Origin of the sequence: Salinibacterium sp. G-O1, assembly GCF_030063305.1 — a bacterium.
Lineage (GTDB): Bacteria > Actinomycetota > Actinomycetes > Actinomycetales > Microbacteriaceae > Rhodoglobus.
Map to the genome: position 1 here is coordinate 1046915 of NZ_JASISV010000002.1, position 25849 is coordinate 1072763.

Annotated in this window: 22 protein-coding genes and 1 rRNA gene; 5 read left to right on the forward strand and 18 right to left on the reverse strand. The window is 64.4% G+C overall.

Features of this window, described 5'->3' with window-relative positions:
• The 13 genes from QMG83_RS11525 to QMG83_RS11585 form a co-directional block, all read right to left on the reverse strand.
• Positions 1-1800 carry an acetolactate synthase large subunit gene (locus QMG83_RS11525; protein ID WP_502949026.1) on the reverse strand — a complete coding sequence of 600 codons (1800 nt, stop codon included), beginning with the start codon at positions 1798-1800 and terminating at the stop codon, positions 1-3.
• A gap of 40 nt (positions 1801-1840) precedes the next feature.
• Entirely contained in the window at positions 1841-3538 is a 1698-nt protein-coding gene (ilvD, locus tag QMG83_RS11530; RefSeq protein ID WP_283505501.1) for a dihydroxy-acid dehydratase, read from the reverse strand.
• A gap of 90 nt (positions 3539-3628) precedes the next feature.
• The gene (locus QMG83_RS11535; RefSeq protein ID WP_283505502.1) at positions 3629-4855 is read right to left on the reverse strand and encodes a sugar ABC transporter permease; all 1227 of its coding nucleotides are present in this window, start codon (positions 4853-4855) and stop codon (positions 3629-3631) included.
• Positions 4852-5631 carry an ATP-binding cassette domain-containing protein gene (locus QMG83_RS11540; RefSeq protein WP_283505503.1) on the reverse strand — a complete coding sequence of 260 codons (780 nt, stop codon included), beginning with the start codon at positions 5629-5631 and terminating at the stop codon, positions 4852-4854. The genes QMG83_RS11535 and QMG83_RS11540 overlap by 4 nt, the downstream gene beginning before the upstream one ends.
• Positions 5628-6545: a sugar phosphate isomerase family gene (locus QMG83_RS11545; protein WP_283505504.1), complete on the reverse strand. Its 918-nt coding sequence runs from the start codon at positions 6543-6545 to the stop codon at positions 5628-5630. Before QMG83_RS11545 ends, QMG83_RS11540 begins: the two co-directional genes overlap by 4 nt.
• Positions 6542-7804: an ROK family transcriptional regulator gene (locus QMG83_RS11550; protein WP_283505505.1), complete on the reverse strand. Its 1263-nt coding sequence runs from the start codon at positions 7802-7804 to the stop codon at positions 6542-6544. The genes QMG83_RS11545 and QMG83_RS11550 overlap by 4 nt, the downstream gene beginning before the upstream one ends.
• A gap of 32 nt (positions 7805-7836) precedes the next feature.
• Entirely contained in the window at positions 7837-8913 is a 1077-nt protein-coding gene (locus QMG83_RS11555; RefSeq protein WP_283505506.1) for a sugar ABC transporter substrate-binding protein, read from the reverse strand.
• Between the two features lie 110 nt (positions 8914-9023).
• Positions 9024-9389, reverse strand: a complete 366-nt coding sequence (gene mnhG / locus QMG83_RS11560; RefSeq protein ID WP_349357886.1) for a monovalent cation/H(+) antiporter subunit G — start codon at positions 9387-9389, stop codon at positions 9024-9026.
• Positions 9386-9703 carry an MrpF/PhaF family protein gene (locus tag QMG83_RS11565; RefSeq protein ID WP_283505507.1) on the reverse strand — a complete coding sequence of 106 codons (318 nt, stop codon included), beginning with the start codon at positions 9701-9703 and terminating at the stop codon, positions 9386-9388. Before QMG83_RS11565 ends, mnhG begins: the two co-directional genes overlap by 4 nt.
• Entirely contained in the window at positions 9700-10359 is a 660-nt protein-coding gene (locus QMG83_RS11570) for a Na+/H+ antiporter subunit E (protein ID WP_283505508.1), read from the reverse strand. The genes QMG83_RS11565 and QMG83_RS11570 overlap by 4 nt, the downstream gene beginning before the upstream one ends.
• Complete coding sequence (locus QMG83_RS11575; RefSeq protein WP_283505509.1) at positions 10352-11944, reverse strand: Na+/H+ antiporter subunit D; 1593 nt, start codon at positions 11942-11944, stop codon at positions 10352-10354. Before QMG83_RS11575 ends, QMG83_RS11570 begins: the two co-directional genes overlap by 8 nt.
• Complete coding sequence (locus QMG83_RS11580) at positions 11941-12468, reverse strand: Na(+)/H(+) antiporter subunit C (RefSeq protein ID WP_283505510.1); 528 nt, start codon at positions 12466-12468, stop codon at positions 11941-11943. The genes QMG83_RS11575 and QMG83_RS11580 overlap by 4 nt, the downstream gene beginning before the upstream one ends.
• A complete protein-coding gene (locus tag QMG83_RS11585; RefSeq protein WP_283505572.1) occupies positions 12465-15377 on the reverse strand; it encodes a Na+/H+ antiporter subunit A in 2913 nt (970 codons plus the stop codon). Before QMG83_RS11585 ends, QMG83_RS11580 begins: the two co-directional genes overlap by 4 nt.
• A 127-nt stretch (positions 15378-15504) precedes the next feature.
• On the opposite strand from QMG83_RS11585, the gene pdxH reads away from it, so the two are divergent.
• Positions 15505-16146 carry a pyridoxamine 5'-phosphate oxidase gene (gene pdxH / locus QMG83_RS11590; RefSeq protein WP_283505511.1) on the forward strand — a complete coding sequence of 214 codons (642 nt, stop codon included), beginning with the start codon at positions 15505-15507 and terminating at the stop codon, positions 16144-16146.
• Between the two features lie 181 nt (positions 16147-16327).
• Here pdxH and otsB read toward each other — a convergent pair whose 3' ends face one another.
• On the reverse strand, positions 16328-17143 hold the full coding sequence (gene otsB, locus QMG83_RS11595; RefSeq protein WP_283505512.1) for a trehalose-phosphatase: 816 nt from the start codon (positions 17141-17143) through the stop codon (positions 16328-16330).
• Complete coding sequence (otsA, locus tag QMG83_RS11600; RefSeq protein ID WP_283505513.1) at positions 17143-18648, reverse strand: alpha,alpha-trehalose-phosphate synthase (UDP-forming); 1506 nt, start codon at positions 18646-18648, stop codon at positions 17143-17145. The genes otsB and otsA overlap by 1 nt, the downstream gene beginning before the upstream one ends.
• Positions 18649-18705: 57 nt before the next feature.
• On the opposite strand from otsA, the gene QMG83_RS11605 reads away from it, so the two are divergent.
• The 3 genes from QMG83_RS11605 to QMG83_RS11615 are packed head-to-tail and all read left to right on the forward strand — an operon-like array spanning position 18706 to position 20896.
• Positions 18706-19722 carry a magnesium and cobalt transport protein CorA gene (locus tag QMG83_RS11605; protein ID WP_283505514.1) on the forward strand — a complete coding sequence of 339 codons (1017 nt, stop codon included), beginning with the start codon at positions 18706-18708 and terminating at the stop codon, positions 19720-19722.
• Positions 19723-19771: 49 nt separating this feature from the next.
• Positions 19772-20152: a hypothetical protein gene (locus tag QMG83_RS11610; protein WP_283505515.1), complete on the forward strand. Its 381-nt coding sequence runs from the start codon at positions 19772-19774 to the stop codon at positions 20150-20152.
• Between the two features lie 42 nt (positions 20153-20194).
• A complete protein-coding gene (locus QMG83_RS11615; RefSeq protein WP_283505516.1) occupies positions 20195-20896 on the forward strand; it encodes a hypothetical protein in 702 nt (233 codons plus the stop codon).
• Here the strand turns inward: QMG83_RS11615 and QMG83_RS11620 are convergent.
• Together QMG83_RS11620 and QMG83_RS11625 are read right to left on the reverse strand one after the other, a co-directional pair.
• A complete protein-coding gene (locus QMG83_RS11620) occupies positions 20797-22140 on the reverse strand; it encodes a glycosyltransferase (protein WP_283505517.1) in 1344 nt (447 codons plus the stop codon). The genes QMG83_RS11615 and QMG83_RS11620 overlap by 100 nt on opposite strands.
• Positions 22137-24293, reverse strand: a complete 2157-nt coding sequence (locus QMG83_RS11625; protein WP_283505518.1) for a glycosyltransferase — start codon at positions 24291-24293, stop codon at positions 22137-22139. The genes QMG83_RS11620 and QMG83_RS11625 overlap by 4 nt, the downstream gene beginning before the upstream one ends.
• Before the next feature lie 119 nt (positions 24294-24412).
• Here QMG83_RS11625 and QMG83_RS11630 point away from each other — a divergent pair, with 119 nt between their 5' ends.
• Positions 24413-25603, forward strand: a complete 1191-nt coding sequence (locus QMG83_RS11630) for a polysaccharide pyruvyl transferase family protein (protein ID WP_283505519.1) — start codon at positions 24413-24415, stop codon at positions 25601-25603.
• Positions 25604-25733: 130 nt separating this feature from the next.
• Here the strand turns inward: QMG83_RS11630 and rrf are convergent.
• Positions 25734-25849, reverse strand: a 5S ribosomal RNA gene (rrf, locus tag QMG83_RS11635).

Consider the following 25849-nt stretch of genomic DNA (forward strand, 5'->3'; position numbering starts at 1 on the left):
CTACTCCTCTTCCCACTCGGGGGCGTGATCCCTGGCATATTGGACGCTCGAGTTGCTGAGGCCCTGCGGCACCATCGGCCACACCATCGCGTCGCGGCTCACGATGAAGTCGATCACCACGGGCCGGTCGTTGGTCTCGATGGCGAGCTTGATCGCGGCATCCACCTCTTCGGGCTTCGTGACACGAATTGCGAGGCATCCGTATGCCTCAGCCAGCTTCACGAAGTCGGGGACCATCGCGGTGCCGTGGCCCGTGTTCAGGTCGGTGAACGAGTGGCGACCCTCATAGAACAGGGTCTGCCACTGGCGCACCATGCCGAGGCTCGAGTTGTTGATGATCGCAACCTTGATCGGGATGTTGTTGATCGTGCAGGTCGCGAGCTCCTGGTTTGTCATCTGGAAGCAGCCGTCGCCGTCGATCGCCCAGACCACGCGGTCGGGGTTGGCAACCTTCGCACCCATGGCGGCGGGCACGCCGTAACCCATGGTGCCGGCGCCGCCGGAGTTCAGCCACGCGTTGGGGCGCTCGTACTTGATGAACTGCGCTGCCCACATCTGGTGCTGGCCGACGCCGGAGGCGTACACGGCCTCAGGGCCAGACAGCTCACCAATGCGCTGGATGATCTGCTGCGGTGAGAGCAGCCCGTCGTCGGGCATGGTGTAGCCGAGCGGGTACTGCTTCTTCAGCGTGTTGAGGCGGACCCACCAGTCCGCGTAGTCGGGTGTCGTCGAGGCGGATGCGTCGGCGAACGCCATGCTCAGGTCGACGATCACGTCTTTCGCGTCGCCCACGATGGGCACATCCGCCGCGCGGATCTTGCCGATCTCGGCCGGGTCGATGTCGACGTGGACGATCTTGGCAAGCGGAGCAAACTCGCTGGGCTTGCCGGTCACACGGTCGTCGAACCGGGCGCCGAGCGAGATGATGAGGTCGGCTTCCTGCAGCGCGAGCACGGCAGGAACAGCTCCGTGCATCCCGGGCATGCCGAGGTTCAGGTCGTTCGAGTCCGGGAACGCACCGCGCGCCATGAGCGTCGTGACGACCGGGGCGCCCACTCGCGTGGCGAGTTCAAAGAGTTCTTCTGATGCGTTGGCGCGCACAACACCACCGCCGACATAGAAGACGGGACGCTCTGCATCGACCAGCAGCTGGGCCGCGGCCTGCACCTGCTTGCCGTGGGCTTTCACCACCGGGCGGTAACCGGGCAGCTCGATCTTGGGTGGCCAGATGAACGGTGCGCTGTTCTGCTGGCAGTCTTTCGTGACGTCGACGAGCACCGGGCCGGGCCGGCCGGTCGTCGCGATGTGGTACGCCGCCGCGAGGGTTGCCGGCACGTCTTCGGGCTTCGTCACGAGGAACGAGTGCTTGGTGATCGGCATCGTGATGCCGACGATGTCGACCTCCTGGAACGCGTCGGTTCCCATCGAGGTCGAGAACACCTGGCCGGTGATGGCGATCATGGGAACCGAATCCATGTACGCGTCGGCGATGGCGGTGACCAGGTTGGTGGCTCCCGGGCCCGAGGTCGCGATCGCGACGCCGACCTTGCCGGATGACGAGGCATACCCTTCAGCAGCGTGACCGGCACCCTGCTCGTGTCGCACAAGAATGTGACGAACGGCCGTGGAGGCCATCAGCTCGTCGTAGAACGGCATGATCGCGCCGCCGGGGAGGCCGAACACATCCTTGATCCCGAGATGCTCGAGCGTGCGCAGGATTGCGCCTGAGCCCGTCAGTATCTCGCGGTTCGTATGGTCTGTGGTCGAACTCTTCGGCCGCGGCATTGAATCCGTGGGCATGGTGAATTCCTTTGAATAAGACGGTGCGCGATCGCGGGCGTTACCCGGTCACCGCACCCTCGGCTGCAGAGTGCACTAGACGCGAGTACTTCGCGAGAACGCCACGAGTGTAGCGGGGAGGAAGGGGAGCCCAGCCGTTTCGGCGGGCTTCCAGCTCAGCGGGTTCGACAAGTAGGTCGAGCGAGCGAGCTGCGATATCGACCCTTATTAGATCACCATCGCGCACGAAGGCAATGGGACCTGCGTCCACTGCTTCGGGAGCTATGTGGCCGATACACAGTCCGGTTGTGCCGCCTGAGAACCTGCCGTCGGTCAAGAGTAGTACATCCTTGCCCAGCCCCGCGCCCTTGATGGCCGCCGTGATGGCCAGCATTTCGCGCATACCCGGGCCACCCTTCGGCCCTTCGTAGCGGATCACGACGACACTGCCGGCCTCGATGCTGCCCTCGGTGAGTGCATCCAGGGCCGCGCGCTCGCGCTCGAAGACCCTCGCTGGGCCCTCAAAGATGTCTGCGTCGAAGCCTGCGGTCTTCACGACAGCACCCTCCGGTGCCATCGATCCGCTCAGGATGGTGAGCCCGCCGGTGGCATGGATGGGGTTGTCGAGGGTGCGAAGAACCTCGCCGTCGAGCGGCGCGGGGTTCAGATCTGCGAGGTTCTCGGCCATGGTCTTGCCCGTGACGGTCATGGCGTCACCGTGCATGAGTCCGGCATCCAGAAGCGCCTTCATCAGCACGGGAAGCCCGCCCTGGCGGTCCACGTCGTTCATGACGTACTTGCCGAACGGCTTGAGGTCTCCCACGTGGGGAATCTTTGCGCCGATGCGGTTGAAGTCTTCGAGGGTCAACGGAACCTCGGCCTCATAGGCGATGGCGAGCAGGTGGAGCACGACGTTGGTCGAGCCGCCGAGCGCCATGGCGATGGCGATCGCGTTCTCGAACGCCTTGATGGTCAGGATGTCGCGGCTCGTGTGCCCGCGCTCGAGCATCCCGACCACGGCCTCGCCGGAGCGGTGCGCGTAGTAGTCGCGACGTCTATCGGCTGCGGCCGGGCTCGCGGAGCCTGGCAGCGACATCCCGAGCGCTTCCGCTACCGACGCCATGGTATTCGCCGTGTACATGCCGCCACAGGCACCCTCGCCTGGGGCGAAGGCACACTCGATGCGCTTGGCATCCTCGAGGCTCATCTTGCCGGCCTTGACTGCGCCGACGGCCTCGAAGCTGTCGATGATGGTGATGTCTTTCTCTGTGCCGTCGGAGAGCTTCACCCAGCCTGGGGCGATCGAACCGGCGTACAGGAACACGGAGGCGAGGTCGAGACGCGCGGCGGCCATCAGCATGCCGGGGATCGACTTGTCGCAACCGGCGAGCAGCACAGAGCCGTCGAGGCGCTCTGCCTGCATGACAACCTCAACGGAGTCTGCGATGACCTCGCGGGAGACGAGGGAGAAGTGCATTCCCTCGTGGCCCATCGAAATTCCGTCGCTGACGGAGACGGTGCCGAACTGCAGCGGATACCCGCCACCGGCGTGCACCCCCTCTTTCGCGCCCTGCGCGAGTCGATCGAGACTCAGGTTGCAGGGGGTGATTTCGTTCCAGGAGCTCGCGATGCCGATCTGGGGCTTGTCCCAGTCAGCATCGCCCATCCCGACGGCACGGAGCATTCCGCGTGAGGTGGTGGCTTCGATTCCATCGGTGACCGTGCGTGAGCGCGGCTTGATATCAGGCGTTTCCGGCATGGTACGAGGGTACCGCCCCCGGAAGGGCTGTGCGCTCGGTCGGGCTCGACGCACGAGATCCCTTGAGCGTCCCCTGAGCAGTCATCTCGTTCATAACCTCCCGGTTACCCTTCCGCGCCGTGACAGTGCGTCCACCGCGACGGCCGTCAGGAGAACCAGTCCGGTGATCACAAACTTCTGACCCGACCCCAGCCCCAGCAGCCCCAGTCCGTTGTCGATGGACGCGATGACCAGCGCCCCGAGGAGGGCGGACCGCGCACTGCCCCTGCCACCGAAGAGGGAGGTTCCGCCGATCACGGCCGCCGCGATGGAGTAGAGCAACAGTGAGCCCCCGCCGACGTTGCTGTCGACTGAGCGCAGGCGTGACGCCAGAATGACGCCTCCGATCGCGGCCATCGATGACGCGATCATGAAGCAGGCGATACGAACCCGGTCGGTGTTGATGCCAGCCCTTCGAGCTGCCTCGATGCTTCCTCCGACGGCGTACACCGAGAGCCCGAATTTGGTGCGGTTCAGCACGAAGGTCCACAGCAGAAAGAGCACCCCGACAAGCACAAATACATACGGGATACCGCGGCTGAGGTTGGCGATCAGCACAATCCCGCTGCCGAACAGCACGAGGGCCCCTACGCGCAGCGCAACGATCGACAGCGGATCGGCCGAGAGTCCGTTGCGTCGCCGGGTCGAGCGATGAATCAGCTGCACTGCCGCGTATCCGACCACAGCGAGAGCCATAAGCCCCCACGCGATCGCCGGCAGCAGGAACTGGCTGGTCAGGCTGATGACGAGCTTGTCCTGGATGATGATCGAGCCACGGCTTCCGATCAGCAGCAGCACGACGCCGTTCCAGGCGAGGAATCCGGCGAGCGTGACGACGAACGACGGGATCTTGAGCTTGGAGATCAGGATGCCGTGGACCGCGCCGATCGCCGCGCCGGCGACCACCGCCGCAAGCAGGGCGATCGGGGTCGGCACCTGCCCATCCCCCGGCGTCAGGAACAGCGCCACGAGAACTCCACAGACGCCGGACACGTAGCCGACGGACAGGTCGATCTCGCCGATCAGCAGTACGAACACGATCCCCATGGCCAGCGTCGCCATGGCGGCACCCTGCACCATCAGGTTGACGAAATTGCCGGCGGTGAGAAAGTTGCTGTTGAGCGACTGGAACACGATGGCGATGACCACCAGTCCGATCACGATCGGTAGTGCGCCGAGGTTGCCGTTTCGCAGGCCGAGGACCCAGTCCCGCACGTACCCGCGCAGGGTCGCCGGTTCTGCTGCTGGAATACGGGTGAGGTCCGGTGCGACACTCATGCTGAAGTCTCCTCTGCCTGTCCTGGAACGTGCGAGAGACGTCCCGCGGTGATCGCCTCGACCACCTCGGTTTGGTTCGTCGTGCGCCGGTCGAACTCGGCGACGTTCTGGCCGAGACGCAGCACAACGATGCGGTCGGCGACCTCGAAAACGTCGTGGAGGTTGTGCGAGATCAGGAGCACGCCGAGGCCCTGCTCGCCGAGGCGGTGCACCAGTTCGAGCACCTCCCTGGTCTGGGCGACACCGAGTGCAGCCGTGGGCTCATCGAGGATGAGCAGCTTCGCGCTCCACATCACCGCTTTCGCCACCGCCACCGACTGGCGTTGGCCGCCCGACAGTCCCTCGACGCTTTGGCCGACCGATCTGATCGTCGTTACCCGTAGCTGCTCGAGCACTTCCAGCGCCCGTCGCTCCATGGCGATGCGGTCCAACTGGAACGTCCGCGTGAGTTTCTCGCGGCCGAGAAACATGTTCTCGACGACATCGAGGTTGTCGGCCAGGGCGAGGTCCTGATACACGACCTCAATGCCGAGCCGTGCGGCCTCCTTGGGCGACCGCACGGTCACCGGCTCACCCTGCCACCGGATCTCGCCCTTGCTGATGGCGTGGATGCCCGCAATCGCCTTGATGAGGGTCGACTTGCCGGCGCCATTGTCTCCGACAAGGGCGACGATCTCTCCCGGATTCACGACGAGATCAACATTCGAGAGCGCCTGCACAGCCCCGAAATTCTTCGAGACGCCGGTCAGTTGAATAAGTGGCGCGGTCCCGCTCATGCCATCGCGATCTGAACGTCGTCTGCCACGGAGCCGAGGATGGTGTAATCCGCGCGAGTCTCCTGGAGGAACGAGGCTGGGACGAACTCGCTGACCGGCCCGTGCGCAGCAAGACGGGCGATGAATCTCTGCCACGACACCCCGGCTCCCAAATCGCCGTCAAGCCAGAATGAGCGATGTTTCGCGCCCAGGATGTCCTTCGGGCCGATCGTGGCGGCCATCGGTGGCACCCACGACCAGTCCGCTCCAAAGGAATGCAGGGCATTCTGCATGATCGTCATCGGATGCAGTTCGACCATTCGCCCCGGCGCTGCGCGGAAGGCGTCGAGATCTCCCGCAAATTCGTGCCCAAGGTGTGGCTCCCAGAACGCGATGTGCCCACTCCAGCCGACGCCGCCGTAACAGACGTCCGCGCCCCCGGCGTCCTCAATCATGCTCGAATAATCGGCAATGTTGGCGGTATCCGGGAAGTGGATGTTGGATTCGGCTGGTCGCAGCGCCGGGTCGATCAAGGAGAAGAAATTCGCCCACATTGCCGTGCGGAACGATCCCGCCCACTCCGCTGGCGCCGTCTGTCCGTGCTCATCGGCATATTCATCCATGTTGAAGGTGGTCACATGGGAGAGGCTGATGCGCTGCTCGTTGATGGTTTTTGCAGCCAACGCGTACTGCGGGACGGGGCCGACGGGGAGGATGGCGACGAAGTCACGTGACTCGTCCCTGGCTTGCGTGATGCGGCCGACGATGTCATCGGCGAAAGCCGAATAGAACGCGTCCTTGTCGTCTTCCACGCGAATGTGGAAGTCGGGGTTGGTGTGCGTGGTGATGTCTTCGCGCCGGATCTGGCGGGCGGCGGCGCACGCCTCTGAGTCACGAAACGGCAGGAATGACGCGAGTTCGTAGTGAAAGGTCACGCTGGTAACACCTCTTTCATTGGTTCGGTGATGAAGGAGAAACTCAGTTCGTCCGCTATTTCCATCGCGCGGCGCACTGCCCCCAGGGCGGTGGCGTCGCTTCCCAGCGTGCTCAGCCTGATCGTGGTCGGATGAGGAGTAAATCGACTGACACCGTCGCGAATCGGCCCGAGCACGGCTTCTCCGGCATCCGCAATTCCGCCGCCCACCAGGATCAGCTCCGGGTTGAATGTCGCAGCAATCGTTGCGACGCCCCGGCCAAGACGCCCGAGCAGTGTGGTCGTAATGCCGGCCGCCACGGGATCGCCCTGAGCCGCAGCGGCGAAGACAATGCGAGCGTCGATCGCCGATGGGTCCCCGTGGGCCAACTCGAGGAGCACGTGGCCCTCTGGTTCGGAGGCCGCCGCCATGCCGTGCCTTCGGTAGGCGCGGCCACCCGCGAACCATTCGAAGGCGCCGACCGACCCCTCTGGCGGAACATCCTCGTTGTCGCCGCCGATCTGCATGTAGGCGATTTCGCCGGCTGCGCCCGTGCTCCCCCTGAAGAGCTTTCCGTCGATCAGCACGGCGCCACCGATCCCCACCCCGAGTTGGACGAGAAGGACATTCTCGGCGTCGCCTGCCCCGCCTCGCCACTGCTCGGCAAGCAGCGCCAGATGACATTCGTTGTCCACCACGATTCTGCACGGCGCCAGATCGCTGAGTTCCGCGGCGAGATTGAGCCCTTCCCAGCCTTCGATCTGCGGCGCCAGCGAGATCGTGCCGGTGAGAGGATCAACGACGCCGGGCGTTCCCACGGAGATTGCGTGCAGTGCGCTAGCCGCCACGCCGCCGCGTTCGAGCACATCGGCGACCGTGGACCTGATCGCTGCCAGGACGTCACTCGCGCGGGCAGACCGTGGGTGTTCGGCGCGACCCTGGGCTACCACCGCGCCAGAAAGATCCGCCAATTTGACGACGGAGTTGTCAGCGCCAGCGTCGATTCCCAGCACGTATCCGAGTGTCGCGTGGAAGGTCAGGAGTTTTGCTTTGGGCCCGCGTCGACGTGGAATCTCGTCGCTCGATGCCTCCGTCTCAAGAACGTATCCGAGTGCCAGCAGCTGGTCCACAACGTGCGCCACCGTGGGATTCGAGAGGCCTGCTTCACGTGCAAGCTGCGGACGCGAGATGGGACCACTCTTGCGAATGACTTCGAGCACGACAGTCGTGTTCAACTGCCGCAGGAGGCTCGGCGAGTCAGCCGCAAGAGTGGTCCGCATGTCTTATTCCTTCGTGGGCGTCTAACGTCGGGTCAGCGTGCGGGGCAGTACTGGGCGTATTCTCCGACGCAGATTTCGTCCCAGGTGATGAGACCGTCGGCGATCACCGTTTCCTCGATGTTGTCGGCCCGTACCGTGACGGGATCGATCATCATTGCGGGAACTTTCCTCCCCTCGTTGTCCACCTCGGCGGTGATGCCCGTGGGCTCCTCCCCGCGAAGCAACTGCACGGCAAGATCCGCCGCGAGCTTCGCCTGTGTGCCGTAGGAGAAGTAGACGGTGAAGGTCTGCTCGCCAGCGAGGATGTGCTGAAGCGCCGGTACCGTCCCGTCGAGTCCGCTGATGGGAATCATGGGCAGCTGGTGCGACTTGAGCGCCGAGACGACGGCGTTGGCGAGGGTGTCGTTTGCTGCCACGACTCCGTCGATCTTGTTGTTGGATGCTGTGAGCATCTGCTCGAAGATCGTGAGGGCGGTCGCGCCGTCCCAATCTTTGACAGCCTGGTCATCGACCTTCACCATGTCGCCCGAGTCGATGAGAGGGTCGAGGATCTTGTTGTATCCGATGGCGAGGTCCGTCGCGAATGAATCCGTCGGCGCACCATTGAGGATCGCAATGTTGGGCGTGTCGACGTCTTTCAGGTCCTCGACGATGCCCTCGCCCTGCAACTGTCCGGCGGCGGTGGCGTCTCCCGAAACGTAGTAATCGGCGTTGCCTCCCACGGTCAGGCGGTCGTAGTCGATAACAGTTACGCCCTGCGCCTGCGCCTCATCGATGATGGCGGCCCCCGAGCCGTTGTCGAGGTTGACGAGTACGAGAACTGTGGCGCCGTCAGTGATCGCCTGCTCTGCCTGGCTCCGCTGCACGTTCGCATCGCCCTCGGCGTTGCTGATGAGGTATTCGTCTGTGGTCAGGCCGGCAGCTTCGAATGCCTGCTCGAAGAAGACCCTGTCTGCTGTCTCCCAGCGGGGTGACGACTTGGAGTCGGGAAGCAGTACGGCAATCTTCCCGCCTCCGTCTGAACCCGGGGTTGCTGTGTCGCTGCTGCAGGCGCCCAGCCCTGTCACCAGCACTCCGGCGGTGAGGACTGCAAGCAATTTGGTGCGCATCGCTATTCCTTTCGGCCCGTGCGGCAGTTGTACTCTCCACACTGTCAATAATTAGTAAACATTGTTGTTAATTATTAGTCGGTGTGTCAAGAACCAAAATGCCCAGCGAATCAGTCCGCGGACTCCCGCGTCGCGCGTTCGACGACCTCCTCGAGGTCATCCACGTGCATGAGATCAGAGCGGAAGTTTCCGGTGCGATAGCCCGCACGCGCCACCATGTGGGCCGAGATCGGTGACGTCAGCATCTGAAACACCAGGATGGGCGCAAGCACCAGCAGGGTCGACCAGCTGCGCGACGACAGCGCGATGGCGGCGAGGATGAAAATCAGGCCAAGGATCTGCGGCTTCGTTGCGGCGTGAAGGCGGCTGAGGGCATCCGGGAATCGAACCAGACCCACCCCCGCGGCCATCGAGAGGAACGCGCCGAGCAGGAGCAAGACCGCCGCGAGCAGGTCGAGCACGTCGTCAGGCATCATGAGCCACCCTTCGCGGCCTGATGGTCATCGGGAGGAACTGCGCCCGTGATGGCACGATCCTGCTTGGAGACGTATCTCGCCACTGCCACGGTGGCGAAGATGGCAATCGCAGAGAGCACCAGCATGATCGGGACGCTGCGAGAGTGGTTGTTGATCACCATGTCGGCGCCGACCGCGAGGATCAGTGTCGTAAGCAGCACGTCGGAGGCGATCATCCGGTCGAGGATCGACGGTCCGCGCACTATTCGGTAGAGCGTGAGGAGAGCACCCACCACAAAGAGAATTGCGACGGCGATATAGATAGCGGCGATCATGAGTCGCGACCCTTCCGAGGTGGACTGACCGGGATGCCCGCGGTGGGCCCGCTCATCGCCAGCACTCCTGTCGCTTTCACGTCGGCTGCCGAGCCGAGTGCCCTCACGAGCGCCCGTTCGACCGAGAGAACCTTAAGCCGCAGCGCGATGACCGCCTCATCACTATCGGTAGTGAGTGCGTGCAGGTAGATGATCGACTCGTGACGATCAACCTCAGCCACGATCGAGCCTGGGATGAGCGAGATCGCTATCGAGGTGAGAGTGATGATGAAGTCTGACCGGGTGACCAGGTCGACGGCGACCATGCTGTTGCGGGTGATCCCCCGCGGACCGAGCGCCTGAAACGCCACCCCGAATGAGCCGACCACGAGGTCAGCCGCAAATCGTGCCAAAAATACCGCGAACCAGAACGGGTTGAAGCGGCCGGATAGCTCAACCGGCGGCAGGTAAAACGACCGGGTGACGGCGAAGGCGACCAACATTCCACTGACGAAGCTGAGCCAGCTGAGCGTTCCCCAGAGCAACATCCACAGCGCCACGAGGGTGATCAGCAACGGAAGCTGCACCCACAAGCGCCACCGCAGTTCTTTGCGCGTCGCAGGCGCTGGCGGGACTGCCTCGGGGGCGCCCGGGTATACGGTTCCGGTATTAGTCATCAGTACCTCCCGGATCGGGGTCGCCGGGGCCGGAATTGCCGGGGAAGACGATATCGACATAGGTTGTCGGGCCCTCGAGGTTTTCACCAGCCCGCGCGCTCAAGCTGTAGAGCGGGCCAGCGAAGACAGTGAGCGCCAGGCTCACCACGACCATGCCCGCTGTCGCGCCAATCATGAGACCGGGGAGGCGTCGGGTCGCCTGGACTGTTCTTCCGCCCGGAGCCTCCTTGACGTTGTCGAGCAGCGGCGATTCGTAGCCTTCGACGTCGTCGGCTGGCCGCCAGAAAGCCATGTTCCACACGCGGATGAGCGCGTACAACGTGAGCAGCGACACGAGTGCGCCTGCGCCGATGAGCACATACGCGAGCGGCGATCCCTGCTGGGCGCTCGCCTCAAACAACGCGAGCTTTCCGATGAAACCTGAAAAAGGCGGAATGCCCCCCAGGTTCAGGGCGGGCAGGAAGAAGAGCACAGCGACGATCGGTGCCGCTTTCAGCAGCCCGCCGAGCTTTGTGATGGAGGTGCTGCCGCCGACGCGTTCGATCAGACCGGCCCCAAGGAACAGGGTGGTCTGCACGATGATGTGGTGAACGATGTAGTAGATGGCCGCGGTCGTTCCGGCGGCCGAACCCAGGGACACGCCCAGGATCATGTAGCCGATATGGCTCACGAGGGTGAATGACAGCAGCCGCTTGATGTCGGCCTGCGCCACCGCACCCAACACACCCACCACCATCGTCAGCAGCGCAATAATCATGAGCGCGATGTTCAGCTGGGGCCCCGGGAAGATGATCGTCTCGGTGCGGATGATCGCGTACACGCCCACCTTCGTCAGCAACCCGGCAAAAACCGCGGTGACCGGTGCTGGCGCGGTGGGATACGAGTCCGGCAACCAGAACGACAGCGGGAACACCGCCGCCTTGATGCCGAACGCGATCAGCAGCATGACGTGCAGGATCACCTGGACGTCGATCGGTATCTCGGCCATCCTGAGCGAGATCTGGGCGATGTTGACAGTTCCCACGGCCCCATAAATCATCGCGATGGAGGCGAGAAAGAGCATCGACGAGACGAGACTCACCACAATGTAGGTCGTGCCCGCCCTGATGCGCTCCTCGGTTCCACCGAGGGTGATGAGCACATAGCTCGAGACCAGCAGGATCTCGAAGCCGACATACAGATTGAACAGGTCGCCCGCGATGAACGCGTTGAAGACTCCGGTCGCCAGGATCAGGTAGGTCGGGTAATAGATCGAGACCGGGGTTTCATGGTCACCGTCTGCGAGACCCTGGCCGACCGAGAAGACGAGCACGGCGAGCAGCACGAGCGCCGAAACCACGACCATCAAAGCCGCGAGCCGGTCGACCACGAGCACAATGCCGAACGGTGCTTCCCAGCCGCCGACCTCCATCGCCAGCGACCCCTGCAGGTCCACCGTGTACAGCAGGATTGCGCCAATGGCCAACACGATCACCAGCGCGATGATCGTGACGATCCGCTGAGCCTGAGGTCTCTTGCCCAGGATGAGCGTCGTGGCCGACGCGACCAGCGGCACGAGCACAACGAGCGGTACGAGCCAGTTCATCGTGCGCTCCCATCGTCGGTGGACGTGTCCGCCCCCGATGTCGCGTTGTCTGCGGCGTCCTCAAGCTCGACCTCGAGTTCCCCCGCTGTCGACACCGCGGCCTCGCCCCGGAGCCCGAACTCGGTGTCAGACGAGTCGGTATCAGAGCCGTCACTCGGCAGCAGAAGTGTGCCGGTTCTGAGGGCAATGTCGTCGGCGTCGTCCTGCACGTTGTCCTGCCTGGCGAGCTTCCACGACCGGTAGATGAGCGCCATCAGGAATGCCGAGACACCGAACGTGATCACGATCGCGGTCAGGATGAGCGCCTCAGGCAACGGATCCGTCATGTCCTCCGGCGCCACCCCGTCGGCCACGATCGGGGCGGATCCCACCTTGCCCGCCGTGATGAGGATGAGGAGGTTCGTGGCATTGCCGACGAGCAGGAAGCCGAGGAGCACCCTCGTCATGCTGCGCTCGAGCAGAAGATAGATGCCGCTCGCGTACAACGCCGCCATGACCACGAGGAGCACGAGTGACACACTCACGATGTCGCCCTCCGTTCGCCGCTGGCTACCTTCTCGACCGGATTCTCGTGCACGCCGTCTTCTTCATACTGACGATCGACCTCTGCACCGAGACTGCGCAGCACATCGAGCACGAGACCGATCACCACGAGGTAGACCCCAATATCGAAAATGGTGGATGTCACAAAGGTCAGCTCTCCGAAGATGCCGAGCTCCCATTCGAAGTAGGACGACGTGAGAGCATCGGCCCCGAAGATCAGAGGCACCATCGCGGTTCCGACGGCGAGCACAAGCCCGACCCCCAGCAGCTTTCCCGCGTCGACGGGAGCGGCGGCCCCCAGCTCATGGCGGCCACCGGCCAGATATCGCGCCACCAGCGCCATTCCGGCGACGAGACCACCCGCGAATCCGCCGCCAGGCGCATTGTGCCCCGCCAGCAACAGGTAAAGCGACACAACAATCACCGGGTGGAAGATCAGGCGCACAACCACCTCAAGCAGGATGGATCGGTTGCGGTCTGCCAGGGTTCGTCCGGCAAGCAGCCACGACCCGCGGTCGGTGGTCGTGGGGTCGCTCGACCGCCGGAGCCGGGCGCGCGCCGTCTTCTTCGCTTCGCGTCTTGCCACCGTCGGCAGGTTGTCGACGCCACGGCCGCTGATGAAAATCAGGCTGGCAACACCCGTGGCCGCCGCGATGATCACCGACAGCTCGCCCATCGTGTCCCAACCTCTGAGATCGACGAGCGCGACATTGACGATGTTCCGGCCGTGACCCTCCTCGAAGGCAAGCTGGGCCCACTCGAGCGAGATCGGCAGCTCGGTTCGTGCCCCCAACGCCACCACAGCCACAACGGCCATCAGCAGTCCAACGGATCCACCGATGACGGCACGAATTCCCTTATGCGCCGTGCCGTGCTGGTGCCCCAGCCGCGCCGGCAGCCTGCGCAGCACGAGCATGAACGCCACGAGGGTGACGACCTCCACGAGAATCTGGGTTAGAGCGAGGTCTGGTGCGCCCTGCAGCGCGAACAGCGCTGACATCCCGATCCCCGTCACGCCGACGAGAACGACGGCCTGGAATCTCTTACCAGCGCGAGTCGCGGCGACGGCGGCCACGATCATGACGGCGGCGATCGCGAGTTGAGCCGGGTAATCCCAGAGTCTCAGCTCTCCAGTCCAGGTGCGGTTCAGCATAAGCGTGGTGCCAATGGTGACGGTGAACACGGTCAGGATCACGCCGAGGTAGAACGGCAAAGAACCGCGCTGGGTAAGGCTGGTGGTGCGTGCCGCGGTGCGGTCGATGAAGCGGATCGACCTGTTGTACGCGGCGGCAGCGGAGAGCCCCGTTCCGAGAGCCTTCTGAATATGCGCGACTCGCTGACGGGCCATGAAGAGCACGCCGCCGCTGGCGAGCGTCAGCGCTGAAATGGCGAGGGCAGGCTCCAGCCCGTGCCACAAGGCAAGGTGGTACGACTCCTCCCCCGCCGGGAACGCCATTGAGTATCCGCTCAGCCAGCCGTCGACGAGGCTTGCCATCAGCCCGAGCGCGAGTCCGCTGGTCGCGAGCAGCGCCGGGGCCAGCAGGAAGTCGACGTGCTCGTTGACGGAGCGGCAGGCCTCGACTCCCGGCTTGCGCGAGAACGCACCCCAGAGGAACCTCGCGCTGTATGCCACGGTGAGCACGGATCCCAGCGCCACCCCCACGAGCGCGACCCAGCCGAACAGCGAGCCCGCCGTGGCATCCGCCAGCAATGCGGTGAAGACCGCTTCCTTCGCCACAAAACCCAGAGTCGGCGGCAGCCCCACCATCGACGCAATCGCGGCCGCCGTGATCACGGCCAGCACCGGGGCCTCCCTGCCGAGCCCGGAGAGCTTGCGCAGGTCTCGCGTGCCGGCACGGTGATCGATGATGCCCACCGCGAGAAACAGGGTGGACTTGAACAGTGCGTGGGCGAGCAGCAGCGCGGCCCCGGCGAGCGCGGCGTCACGGGTGCCGTACCCAACGACGATCAGCATGAATCCGAGCTGGCTGACGGTGCCGTACGCGAGCACGAGCTTGAGGTCGTGCTGCTTGAGCGCGTTCCACCCGCCCAGCACCATCGTGATCACGCCGAGCCCGATGATGACCTCGTGCCACCCATCGATCTCTGCGAAGCCCGGTGCGAGCCTGGCGACCAGGTAGATTCCGGCCTTCACCATGGCCGCAGCGTGCAGGTAGGCGCTCACCGGCGTGGGAGCAGCCATGGCCGCCGGCAGCCAGAAGTGGAAGGGGAAGATAGCCGACTTCGAGAGCGCCCCGACCAGCACCAGCATGATCGCGACGACAGCCAGAGTGTCGGATGGCGCTGCGGCGATGATGGCGGACAGGCTCGAGGTTCCGGTCTCCACGGCCAGCAGCACGAGCCCGACAAACATGACGAGCCCGCCGAATGTCGTGACCAGCAGGGCCTGGAGCGCCGCTGATCTGCTCGTCTTCTTGCCCGTGTAGTGGCCGATCAGCAGGTACGAGAGAACGCTCGTGGCTTCCCAGAAAATGAAGAGCAGGTAGACGTCATCCGCCAGCACCAGCCCATACATTGCACCCGCAAACGCCAGCAGCAAAGCGGCGAACCTGCCAAGCGAGTCTTCGTCGCTGCGAAAATACCTCGCGCAGTAAATCAATACGAGTGCGCCAACGCCGGTGACGACGAGGGTCAGGAGCCACGACAGGGTGTCCATCCTGACCGACACCGACATTGCCAGCTCGTCAACCCAGCTCGCACTCTGGACGATCGCTTCGCCCGCCAGAATCCGGGGGCCTTCGACAAGTGCTGCGACGAACGCCGCCGTTGGCACGATCGCGGCGATGAAGAACGCGTTGCGACCGAACTGCCGCGTGAACAGGGGCATGACAAGCGACCCAACGGCGAAGGCCAGGAGGATCGCGAGCATCTGTCCTTCCAGGGCACTATTCAGTCGAAGGGCGGCGGCATATGCACGTCGCAGCATCTGAAAGGCACTGGAGAGCATCGGAGAAAATCCGTTGCCGCATAGCCATCCTAACGGTGATGATGGGGCTATGGACTCGCTCGATCGCCACACGGATTACGGATCGGTTCCCCTGGATGAAGACTCGCTCGCGTCAAACCCGCTCGAGCAATTCGCCTCCTGGCTTGGCGCCGCGGAGAAGGCCGAAGTGTACGAGCCGAACGCCATGGTGCTCGGCACTGTCGACGCCGATTCCCGGCCGTCGAGCCGCACCGTGCTGCTGAAGAGATTCGACAAAGACGCGTTCTACTTCGTCACCAACTACCGCTCCACCAAGGGCACCCAGCTCAGCGACAACCCCGCGGTGTCGCTGCTGTTCCCGTGGTACTCGCTTCAGCGGCAGGTCATCGTGCTCGGAACGGCAACGCTCGCGACCGCCGAGATCAGTGACGCACTGTTCGCGTCCCGACCGCGCGAATCCCAAATCGCCTCTATGGCAAGTGATCAGTCTCGACCGGTCGACTCCCGCGCCAGGATCGAGCAGCGGGTCGCCGATCTCACGCGCGAGTTCGAGGGCACCGCCGTGATCACGAGACCACCGTGGTGGGGAGCCGTGCGCGTCGTCCCACGGTCGATCGAGTTCTGGCAGGGCCGCACATCCCGGATGCACGACAGGCTGCGATACTCGGCGACGCCCGGCGGCGCCTGGACGGTCGAGAGGCTGCAGCCCTAGCCCGCCTTGCGCCTCTCGCTCGGCCCCACCCCGCACGCCCTCTTCCGAAATGACGGAAGTCACGGCATCCACTCCCCGACTTTCCGGGAGCATGGATGTCGCAATCAGCGCGATCTCCGTCATTTCGGAAGGGTGCGGCACGAGGTGGAGGGCCGCCCGAGTGGAGGGCCGCGCGGGAGCGCTACTGCTCGTGGACGTCGCCCTCGCGGAGATCGGCGAGCAGCGTGAGCGTGCGGGCCACCTGGTCTGGTCCTGCGACCCGGAAGTTGGCGAGGGTCGCGCCCTCGCCGCTCTTGAGTCCGAGATCGTCCGCGTCGAGCGCGGCGAAGGCATCCTCATCCGTCACATCGTCGCCGGCGTAAAAGACAGCGTCGGCCTCCGTGTATCGCCGAAGATGCTCGACAGCTTCACCCTTGGTCGTGGAGCGGACCGAAAACTCGAGAACGTTCTTGCCTTCACGCACCGTCACACCCGAGAGTTCGGCTGCGACCTCTGAGCGCGCGACGAGGTGAGCGACCCTGCCGTGGTGCTCGGTGGCCAGGCGGGTGTGCAGCGCGAATCCTGCGGGCTTCTCTTCGAGCCAGACCTGATCCATCGAGTCGGCGACCTCGCCGAGCACGAGGTTCAGCACGTCGACTCGAGCCAGTTCTGCGGCATCCAGCCTCGAGGGATCATCGTCGGCATCCAGACGGATCTCGATGCCGTGCGATCCGACCAACAGCGCGGTGTCCGGCAGATCGGCAACCTGCTCGAGACTCTTCATCGCCCGTCCGGACACCAGCGCGACACGAGTGTTCGGCATCGCCAGAAGCCGGAGCACCGCGGCTCTCGATTCGGGGAGAGCTCGGGCCTTCTCGGGATCATCAACCTCGGGGGCCAGCGTGCCGTCGAAGTCGAGCGCGACCAAAAGTCGCTTGGTGCGGGCGAGCTCACGAAGAGCGCCGATGAGGGGCTCGGGCAGCTTCGACCACGGAGGGTCGGTGTCGACGTCAACCATCAGTTAGTCCACCGCCGGTCGACTGTCCATTCAAGCTCGTCGGGCAACTCCATGGCCGTTTCGTCGCCGTTGTGGCTGGCGCGCGCCTGCTCCAGGGTCTTCAGAAAGTTGCTCGACCACCGGGCGACATCGTTTTCGTTCACGCGTTTCCTGAGTGACCGCATTCGAGCTTGGCGCTCCTTCTTCGGCATCGCGATGGCCTGCAGCATGGTGTCTTTCAGCCCGTCGATGTCATGCGGGTTGATCAGCAGCGCCTTTTTGAGTTCGTCGGAGGCACCGGTGAATTCACTCAGTATCAGCACGCCGTCGTCGTCGAATCTGCTGGCGACGTACTCTTTCGCCACGAGATTCATGCCGTCACGTAGCGCCGTGACCAGCAAAACATCCGCCGCCAGATACAGCGCGACCATCTCTTCTCGCGGATAGCCGTGGTGGTGGTAGCTGATGGCCGTGTGGCTCATCGTGGCAAAATCCCCATTGATGCGCCCGACAGTGAGCTCGATCTCGTCTCTGAGTTGCATGTAGGCGGCCACGCGCTCGCGGCTCGGGCTTGCTACCTGCACCAGCGTGACATCCTGCACGTCGATTCTGCCCTCGGCCAGAAGCTCCCCGAACGCTTTGAGCCGGTGGCCGATGCCCTTGGTGTAGTCGAGCCGGTCGACACCGAGCATGACAGTTCGTGGGTTGCCGAGACCCTCGCGGATCTCCCTGGCCCGCTCCTGGATCTTCGGGTCACGGGCGAGCTCCTCGAAGCCCTTCGCGTCGATCGAGATCGGGAACGCGCGAGCGATGACGCGACGGGTCTGCTGGGAATCAGAGGTCACCTCAACGACGGGGTTCTTTGTGACAAACGGGGTGAGCCTGCGGACAGCCCGGAGGAAGTTGCCGGCATCGGCAACCCGCTGAAACCCGATGACGTCGGCGCCGAGCAGTCCCTCAAGGATCTGGGTGCGCCACGGAAGCTGCGAATAGATGCCGTATGGCGGAAAAGGAATGTGATCGAAGAACCCGATGGTGAGGTCGGGCCGAATTTCGCGGAGCATTTTCGGGACGAGCTGGAGCTGGTAGTCCTGCACCCAGACGACGGCCCCCTGCGCGCTCACCGCGGCCGCGGCGTCCGCGAACCGCTGGTTGACCTTCACATAGCTCTCCCACCATTCACGGTGGTAGGCGGGAGATGAAATGACGTCGTGATACAGCGGCCACAACGTGTCGTTGCTGAAGCCCTCGTAAAACTCCTCGATTTCCGAGGCGCTGAGAGCAATGGGCACGATGTGGATGCCGTTGTTCTCGAACGGCTCGATCTCGAGGTCGGGTTGACCTCCCCATCCGACCCAGGCGCCGTCGGCCTCGCGCATTACGGGCTCGAGAGCGGTGACCAGCCCACCCGGAGACCGCGTCCACGAGGCGACACCCTCCGAATCGGTCACACGATCGACGGGCAAACGATTGGATACGACGACAAAATCGTATTCCGCGGGGATGAGCTGCATCGAGTCAGACATGTGCTTCCACGTTACCAGCGCAGCGTCTCCGGCATCGGCGAGGCCTATCATGGCGAAATGCCCATCGTCGACAATGCGATCTATCGCAACGGGGTGCGCGACGTGCACCCGGTCACCCTCGACCTCACGTTCGAAGAGCTTCGCGCGCACGGCGGATTTGCCTGGATCGGCATGTACCGGCCGACCGAAGACGAGCTGCGCGCCCTCGCCGTTGAATTCAACCTGCATCCTCTCGCGGTCGAGGATGCCCTGACCGGCCACCAGCGCCCCAAACTCGAACGCTACGGCGACACACTCTTCGTTGTGCTTCGGCCCGCCCGCTACCTGGACGGCCCCGAGGAGGTGGAGTTCGGCGAAGTGCACCTCTTCATCGGATCGAACTTTGCTATCACCATCCGGCACGCGGAATCGCCGAACCTCGCACGCGTGCGCAAACGACTGGAACAGACTCCTGACCTGCTGAGCCTCGGCCCGCAATCCGTGCTCTACGCCGTGTTCGACGAGGTCGTCGACGAATACCAGCCCGTCATCCGCGGCCTCGAGAACGACATCGACGAGATCGAGAATCAGCTCTTCGACCGCGACCCTTCGGTTCTTCGCCGCATCTATGAGCTGTCCGGCGAGACCATGGCCTTCCAACGAGCCACCCATCCCCTGGTCGACATGTTGCGGTCGCTCGAGGCAGGGTTTGCGAAATACAACATCGATATTGAACTGCAGCGCAACCTGCGGGATGTGCTCGACCACACCATCAAGACCGTCGAGCGCGCGGACTCATTTATGGTCGTGCTGCAAAATGCGCTCACCGTGCAGTCGACCCTCGTGATGCAGCGCCAAAATGACGAGATGCGCCACCTGTCTGAGACCAGCCTTCGTCAGGGCGCCCAGGTGAAGAAGATTTCAGGATGGGCGGCAATTCTCTTCGTGCCGACCCTCATTGCCTCTATTTATGGCATGAACTTCAGGTATATGCCCGAACTCGAATGGACCTTCGGATATCCGCTGACACTCGCTGCCATGCTCGCCTCCGGCGTCATACTGTATTTCGTCTTCAAGAGGCGCGACTGGCTCTAGCGGCGTGTCGCATCACGACGCCCCCTGCGATGTCCCTCACAATGGGGACATGTCCGAGCGACACACTGCAGCCACCGAGGTCGAACAGCAACTTGTCTTCGACCTGATGCGCGAGCGTTTGATTGATATGTTCGGCCCTGGCGGAAGTTTCCGCATTTCAATGGGCCGTCCCGCTGCCGACGACGCGTTCTTCGTCGCTACCGTCGCCGACACCATCGCTCACGAGGTCGCGGCCGCGTTCAACCCGGTGCGCACCACCGAGGGTCGCCGGGTCGCAGAGACTACCCCCATGGCCGAACACGAGAAGCTCTGGAAGCACATCGAGGGCGAACTCGGAATCAAGACCACAGGCCCCGCGACAATCGCGGCCGATGTCGACCGTGAGGTCGCTTACGTGCAGCACCGCACGATCCTGTACCACGCTGCTTAGCCCCTGCGTGGCGGCGGTACGCCGCTCATTTAGGCTGGGCTGATGCTTACTGTGATCATCCCGTGGCGGGAACAACCGACGCGCATCTCTGCGCTCAATGCCGTGCGGGACTGGTATCTGAACGAGATCGTTGATGTCGATTTCGTGCTCGTCGACTCCCACGACGATGTTTTCAACCTCTCGCAGGCACGCAACCTGGGGGTCGCTTCGATCACGGATCCCCACCGGGTTGTCGTCATCAATGACGCTGACACCATTCCCCAGCGTGATTCCCTGCTGCACGCCGTGGATGCGGCAGCGAACTCCGGCCTCGTGCACCTGCCGTACACCGAGTACCACTGGCTGGGGGCATCCGGATCAGCACAATTCGCCGCGGGCGCTGCACTGAACGACTGCGAGTTCGAGCTTGTTCGCGGCGCATGCTCCGGGGTCTATGTCACGACACCGCAAACCTGGGTCAGCCATGGGGCGCAGGATGAACGCTTCAGGGGGTGGGGCTTCGAGGATGCTGCGTGGTACCTCGCACACTCAACGCTTCTCGGAGAACCCCCTCGCCGATCCGACGGCCGCGTGTTTGCTTTGCACCACGCCGCCCAGCCCCGCGAGGGCGACCAGTACGACGCGAACGCCGCCCTGATGGAGCGCTACAAGGACGCGGCCGGAGATGTCACGGCGATGCGCGCGTTGGTCGACGGATCCGCTGCGGCCAATGCCTCGAACGCTCTGACGCTTCCCGGGGACTGACGAAGGTTCGACGACACAGCGTCGAATCGGTCGCGCGGCAAAGCGACGGCCGCGCTGATCGCCGCCTGAAGCTCGGCAACCGTCGCCTCGTTGGGGGCAAGGGCGACGCCGAAACCCTCCCGCTCGATCGCTTCAGCGCCGGCGAACTGGTCGGTGGAGAACGGCAGCACCACCAGCGGAACGCCGAAGGTCATGGCCTCGGTGACGCTGTTGTTGCCGCCGTGGGTGACTGCGGCCGCGGCCTCGCCGAGCAACCGCACCTGCGGCAGGAACTCGCGCACGAGCCAACTGTCCGGCAGGTCGCCCAGAGCCTGACGGTCGCCGGAGCCGAGGGCGAGGGCAACCCGCAGCCCGAGAGACTCGAGCGAGCTGGCCACTTTTGCCGTGACATCCGAGCGCACCGAAAGGAAGCTGCCGAAGCTCACGTAGACGAAGGGCTGGTCGCTGGAGGCGAGCCAGCGCTCCACCTCAGGGTCTGGCGCTTCCTCGCGCACCGAAGAACCGAGGAACACGTGCCGGGGCAGCGCTTCAACCCTCGCGTCGTCGGCAAGTTCCTCCGGATAGTTCAGCAGCAGCAGGTCGCCGTGCTCGGCGAACGCGCTCTCGGATGGGGTCGCTGACGGGTTCAACTCTGCGAGGGCCGCGTTCCACTCTGCGGTGAAGGAATCACTCACGCGATCGCACAGGCGGCGCAACGTTTCGAGTTCGCCCTGCTCCGGTGCGAAGGCGCCGGGCCATGCCGGAGGGAAACCGTAGACCTCGCCCGCCAGTGGCAGCGCCGATGGATGCCCCACCAGCACATCCGCGTACGAGATGCCCGCGGCGTCCAGTGCCAGCCTCGAACTGAACGCAAGGTGATCGACGATGATCGCGTCGGGAGCAACTGACTCCACGACCGCCTGCACGTCACGACCCACCCGCACCGGCTCCCACATGAAGTCGCTCAGCCGCGCCTCGGCCTGAAACGCGAGAGTTTCGGTCATCCCCCTCCGGGTTGCGTCGAAGAACCCACGCAGGGCGTCGTCCTCCCCCGCGGGCTGGTCTTCCGCCCTGATGACGCCTGGGTTGGAGCCCTTGCCGAGCTGCAGCTGCACACGCTCGAATCCGAAGGACTCGACGATGGGGGCCGTCGCGGGACCGGTGGCCACCACCACGCGCTGCCCGGCGTCTCGCCAGGCTGTGCCGAGCGTCGCCAGCGGAAGCAGGTGAGACGCGTAGTCCGGGCAGATGATCAGCAGCGTCACGGCGTGGGCACAGCCCACTCGCCGAGCACTGCCTGAGCCTGGTTTACGTCGCTGTAAACCTCGGCGAGTGACTGCGCCATGGCCTGAATCGTGAAGCTGTCCTCGACCGTGGCCCGAGACAGCGCGGCTCGCTCGTCGTCGGTCTCGGTCGAAGCGATCTCGAGCGCATCGACCATCGCCTCCTGCAACCGTTCGAGATCCCAGGTGGGAACGAGCAGGCCCGTGACGTGTTGCTGCACATAGGTTGCCGGGCCACCGCCCGCCGGAGCCACCACGAAGAGTCCGGATGCCATCGCCTCCAGCAGGGCGATGCCGAACTCCTCCTTCAGACTTCCGCACACGTACACGCCTCGGGGGGCTGCCAGCCCCGGAATTCCGAAGCGGGCCGCGGCCACCCACCGCGCCGCGGTGTCGTTCGGCTGGTGACCGGAGAGCACGAGCCCAGCCTCTGCTCGTTCGGCCGCGGGGACGACGGCATCCATCGCCTCGAGTTGCTGCTGTTCGTCGGCCGACGGCGACTGAAGGTCACCACCGACCAGCAGCAGGTTCGCGCGGTCGGCCAGCGCACTGCCCGCCCACGCCTCCACGATCGCCGCCATGCCCTTGACCCGGTGGAACCGTCCGACGCTAACCAGCAGGGGAAGTCCGCGGCGGGATTCCGGCAGGGCCTCGAGCAGGTCGGACAATTGCTGCAGTGGTGCCGTTGCCGGCAACCCTGCGGCGAGGTCCGCCGCCTCGTCCACTGCGCGGTCGATCACCCGCATGTCGATTCCCTCCGGCACGATCGAGTGCCGTTCCGGATGGGCGGTGAGGTCGATCCCGACCAGCTCCCGCATGTCTCTCTGCAGGTTCGGACGCGGGAACAGCACGGTGTGGTCGGCGTTGGCCGCCAGTCGCTGAACCAGCCGCACCCTGAACCAGAAATGCTCACGCTCATCGACGTCGCCGAAGTTCTGCTGGGTGAGCGTGCCGGACTTGTCCAGCGAATCGATGACGGCGTGGGGATCGGGGGCGACCGTGAAGACCACGGGAATGTCGAGTTCCCGGGCGACGTCCGCGGCAGCGAGACTTCCCACGTCGGCCATCCTGAGGTGCAGCACGTCAACACCGCCCGCAGCTCGAAGGAGTCTCCGGATGCCACGGCGAACCGCCACCCGAAGCGGCCACGCACTCGCGGACTGGATCGGCTCGCTCAGGGTCGGCACGCGACCGTACACATGCCCGCCGCTGGCCGCCGCGATCTCGGAGACGCTGGCCACCGCGTCCGCGGCGCTGCCCCGCGACAGGGTGATGACGCGCTCGACCCTGGTCGAGGCATCCGGGGTCGTCATAAGAGCGTCGCCGAGGCGCACCAGCAGGGTCGCAATGCCGCCGTTGTCACCGCTGCCCACCTGCGACAGGTCAGCGTCGATGTCGGCGTGAAGGAAGAGTTGGGCGACAGTCAACGCGGTCGGTGTCGCCTGAGATGGCGATGCAGAGACGTCGACAAGCGAGAGTCGCGCGACGTCGGCGAGGTAGCTGTCTGCTGCGGCCTCTCGCTCGAGATAGGTAACGACCCTAGGGTCGGGGCCCCGCTGGCCCAGGGCCGAAACGGCGGCGACGCGCACAATCTCGTGCTCGCTCTCGTCCGCGGCAATGCGCAGCAAGGGCGCGATCGTCATGCTGCTTCCAACCAGCCCCAGAGTTTCGACCAGGCGGTAGCGAGCGTCTTCGTCGCGTACGCCGAGAAGGGCACCCTCGACTCCGACCGCGATGTTTTCCGGGGCCGCGTTTGACCATTGCTCGAGGGTGCGTTGGGCGACCATCCCGCCGAAGCCCCCTGCAATGACCAGGCCAATCAGTCGGCTCACCGCGCCGACCTGGGGAACCCGGGAACTGAGAGCCCAGGCGGCGTGCTCACGCAGATAGCCCTCCTTGCTCGACAGCAGTTTCGAGATCGCGCGGTCAGCATCATCGTCGAAGATGCCAGCGAGAGCATGAATGGCCGCGATGGCCACCAGTTGGTTGTCGTCGGCGATTGCAGACTTCAGAACCCGGATGGTGCGGACGCCACCTTCGCGGCTGGCCTCGAAGGCCAGCTCCTCGGCGAGGCGCATCGCATCCACCAGGCGGGTGGCCTGCCGAACGGCATCGAGTGCGGTGAGAATACCCATGGGCCACTCCCCCTCTGGTCGTGTCGGCCTTGTGGGCCTCGTGGAAGATCCTTATCGATGATAGGCGTGCAACCTGCCAGAAAGGATGGGCTAGCGTGAATGGGACCAAGGGAGTATGGGTGCCACAAAGAATTGTCGTCATCGGAGATATCGGTGTCGTTGACTCAATGATCCACATCGGCGATGAAGCCATGTTTGAGGCCGCAGTCGACGCCATGCGGCAGCGCGGGATCACCGACATCACGGGCATTTCGAGTGCTCCCTCCGAGAGTTCGGCCCGCTACGGCATCTCTGCCGTGATGACTATCGGGTGGCCGGCGTCGCGGCTCGATCGCGAAGCACGCTTGGCCGCGGTGATCGCCGCCGTTAGGAACCCCGAGACCCTGGATGCCGGCGACCCGGCCCATGAGGTCATCTCCGCCATCCGCAATTCCAACGGAATGCTGATCGCCGGCGGCGGCAATATGTCGACCCTGTGGCCGCACCACATCTTCGAAAGATCCGCTCTCGGTGCCATTGCTGTCGCACTCGGGAAGCCGCTCGTCGTCAGCGGGCAAACCATCGGGCCCGAGCTGGATGACGCAGACTCCGCTCTCGTTCGCGAGCTGCTCGGCAGCGCCGACCTGGTCGGCGTGCGCGAGCCGAGCTCCTTCGCCCTGTGCGACAGGCTCGGAGTTGCGGATGTCACGCAGACCATCGACGATGCCAGCTTCCTGGTTGCCGATGACGTTCCCACATCGTCGGACTACTGCCTGGTGAGCGTCGCAAGCCATGTCGGCGATGCGACGCGCGCTGACGTCGTCAGAGCTCTCGCCACCATGCTCGATGAGATCGCCAGCCACACCGGCCTCGACATCGTGTTCTTCGCCCACTTCGGGCCTTTGGATGGGCCATCTCGTGGCGACGCCGTCATGCATGACGCCGCCATCGAGGCGATGACCAGCCCCGCCCGAGTTGTGGCGCCCGTAGATTCTGTGAGCGGCGCGCGCCTCGCGCGGGGTGCGTCCATGGTCGTCAGCAGCCGTTATCACCCTGTCGTCTTCGCCGTTCCTGCTGGAGTTCCCACCATCGGCATCCCCGTGGACGACTACACCGGGGTGAAGCTGCGCGGAGCCCTGGGCAACTTCGGACAGGACGGTGTGCTGAGCGTGGAGGAGCTGCTCGCCGGCAACGGCTCGGCCCTCGTCGCCCGCCTGTGGGCCGATCGCGATGTCATCCGCTCGAACGCGAGCACGCTGGAACCCAGAGCCAGCGTCGCGTCATCGTCGTGGTGGGATCGCATCGCGACGATATTCGGAGCCAGCCTGTAGCAGCGCCTTGACCGCCGCGCGTGGGGATATCCGCGCGCGGCACTGGCCTGCCGGCGTGGGCACTGCGTTAACGCAAGAAAGCCACCCCGAGGCACTTTTCAGTACCTGGGGTGGCTTTCTCACAATTTAAGTCCGGCGGTGTCCTACTCTCCCACAAGGTCCCCCTTGCAGTACCATCGGCGCAGAGAGTCTTAGCTTCCGGGTTCGGAATGTAACCGGGCGTTTCCCTCTCGCTATGGCCGCCGA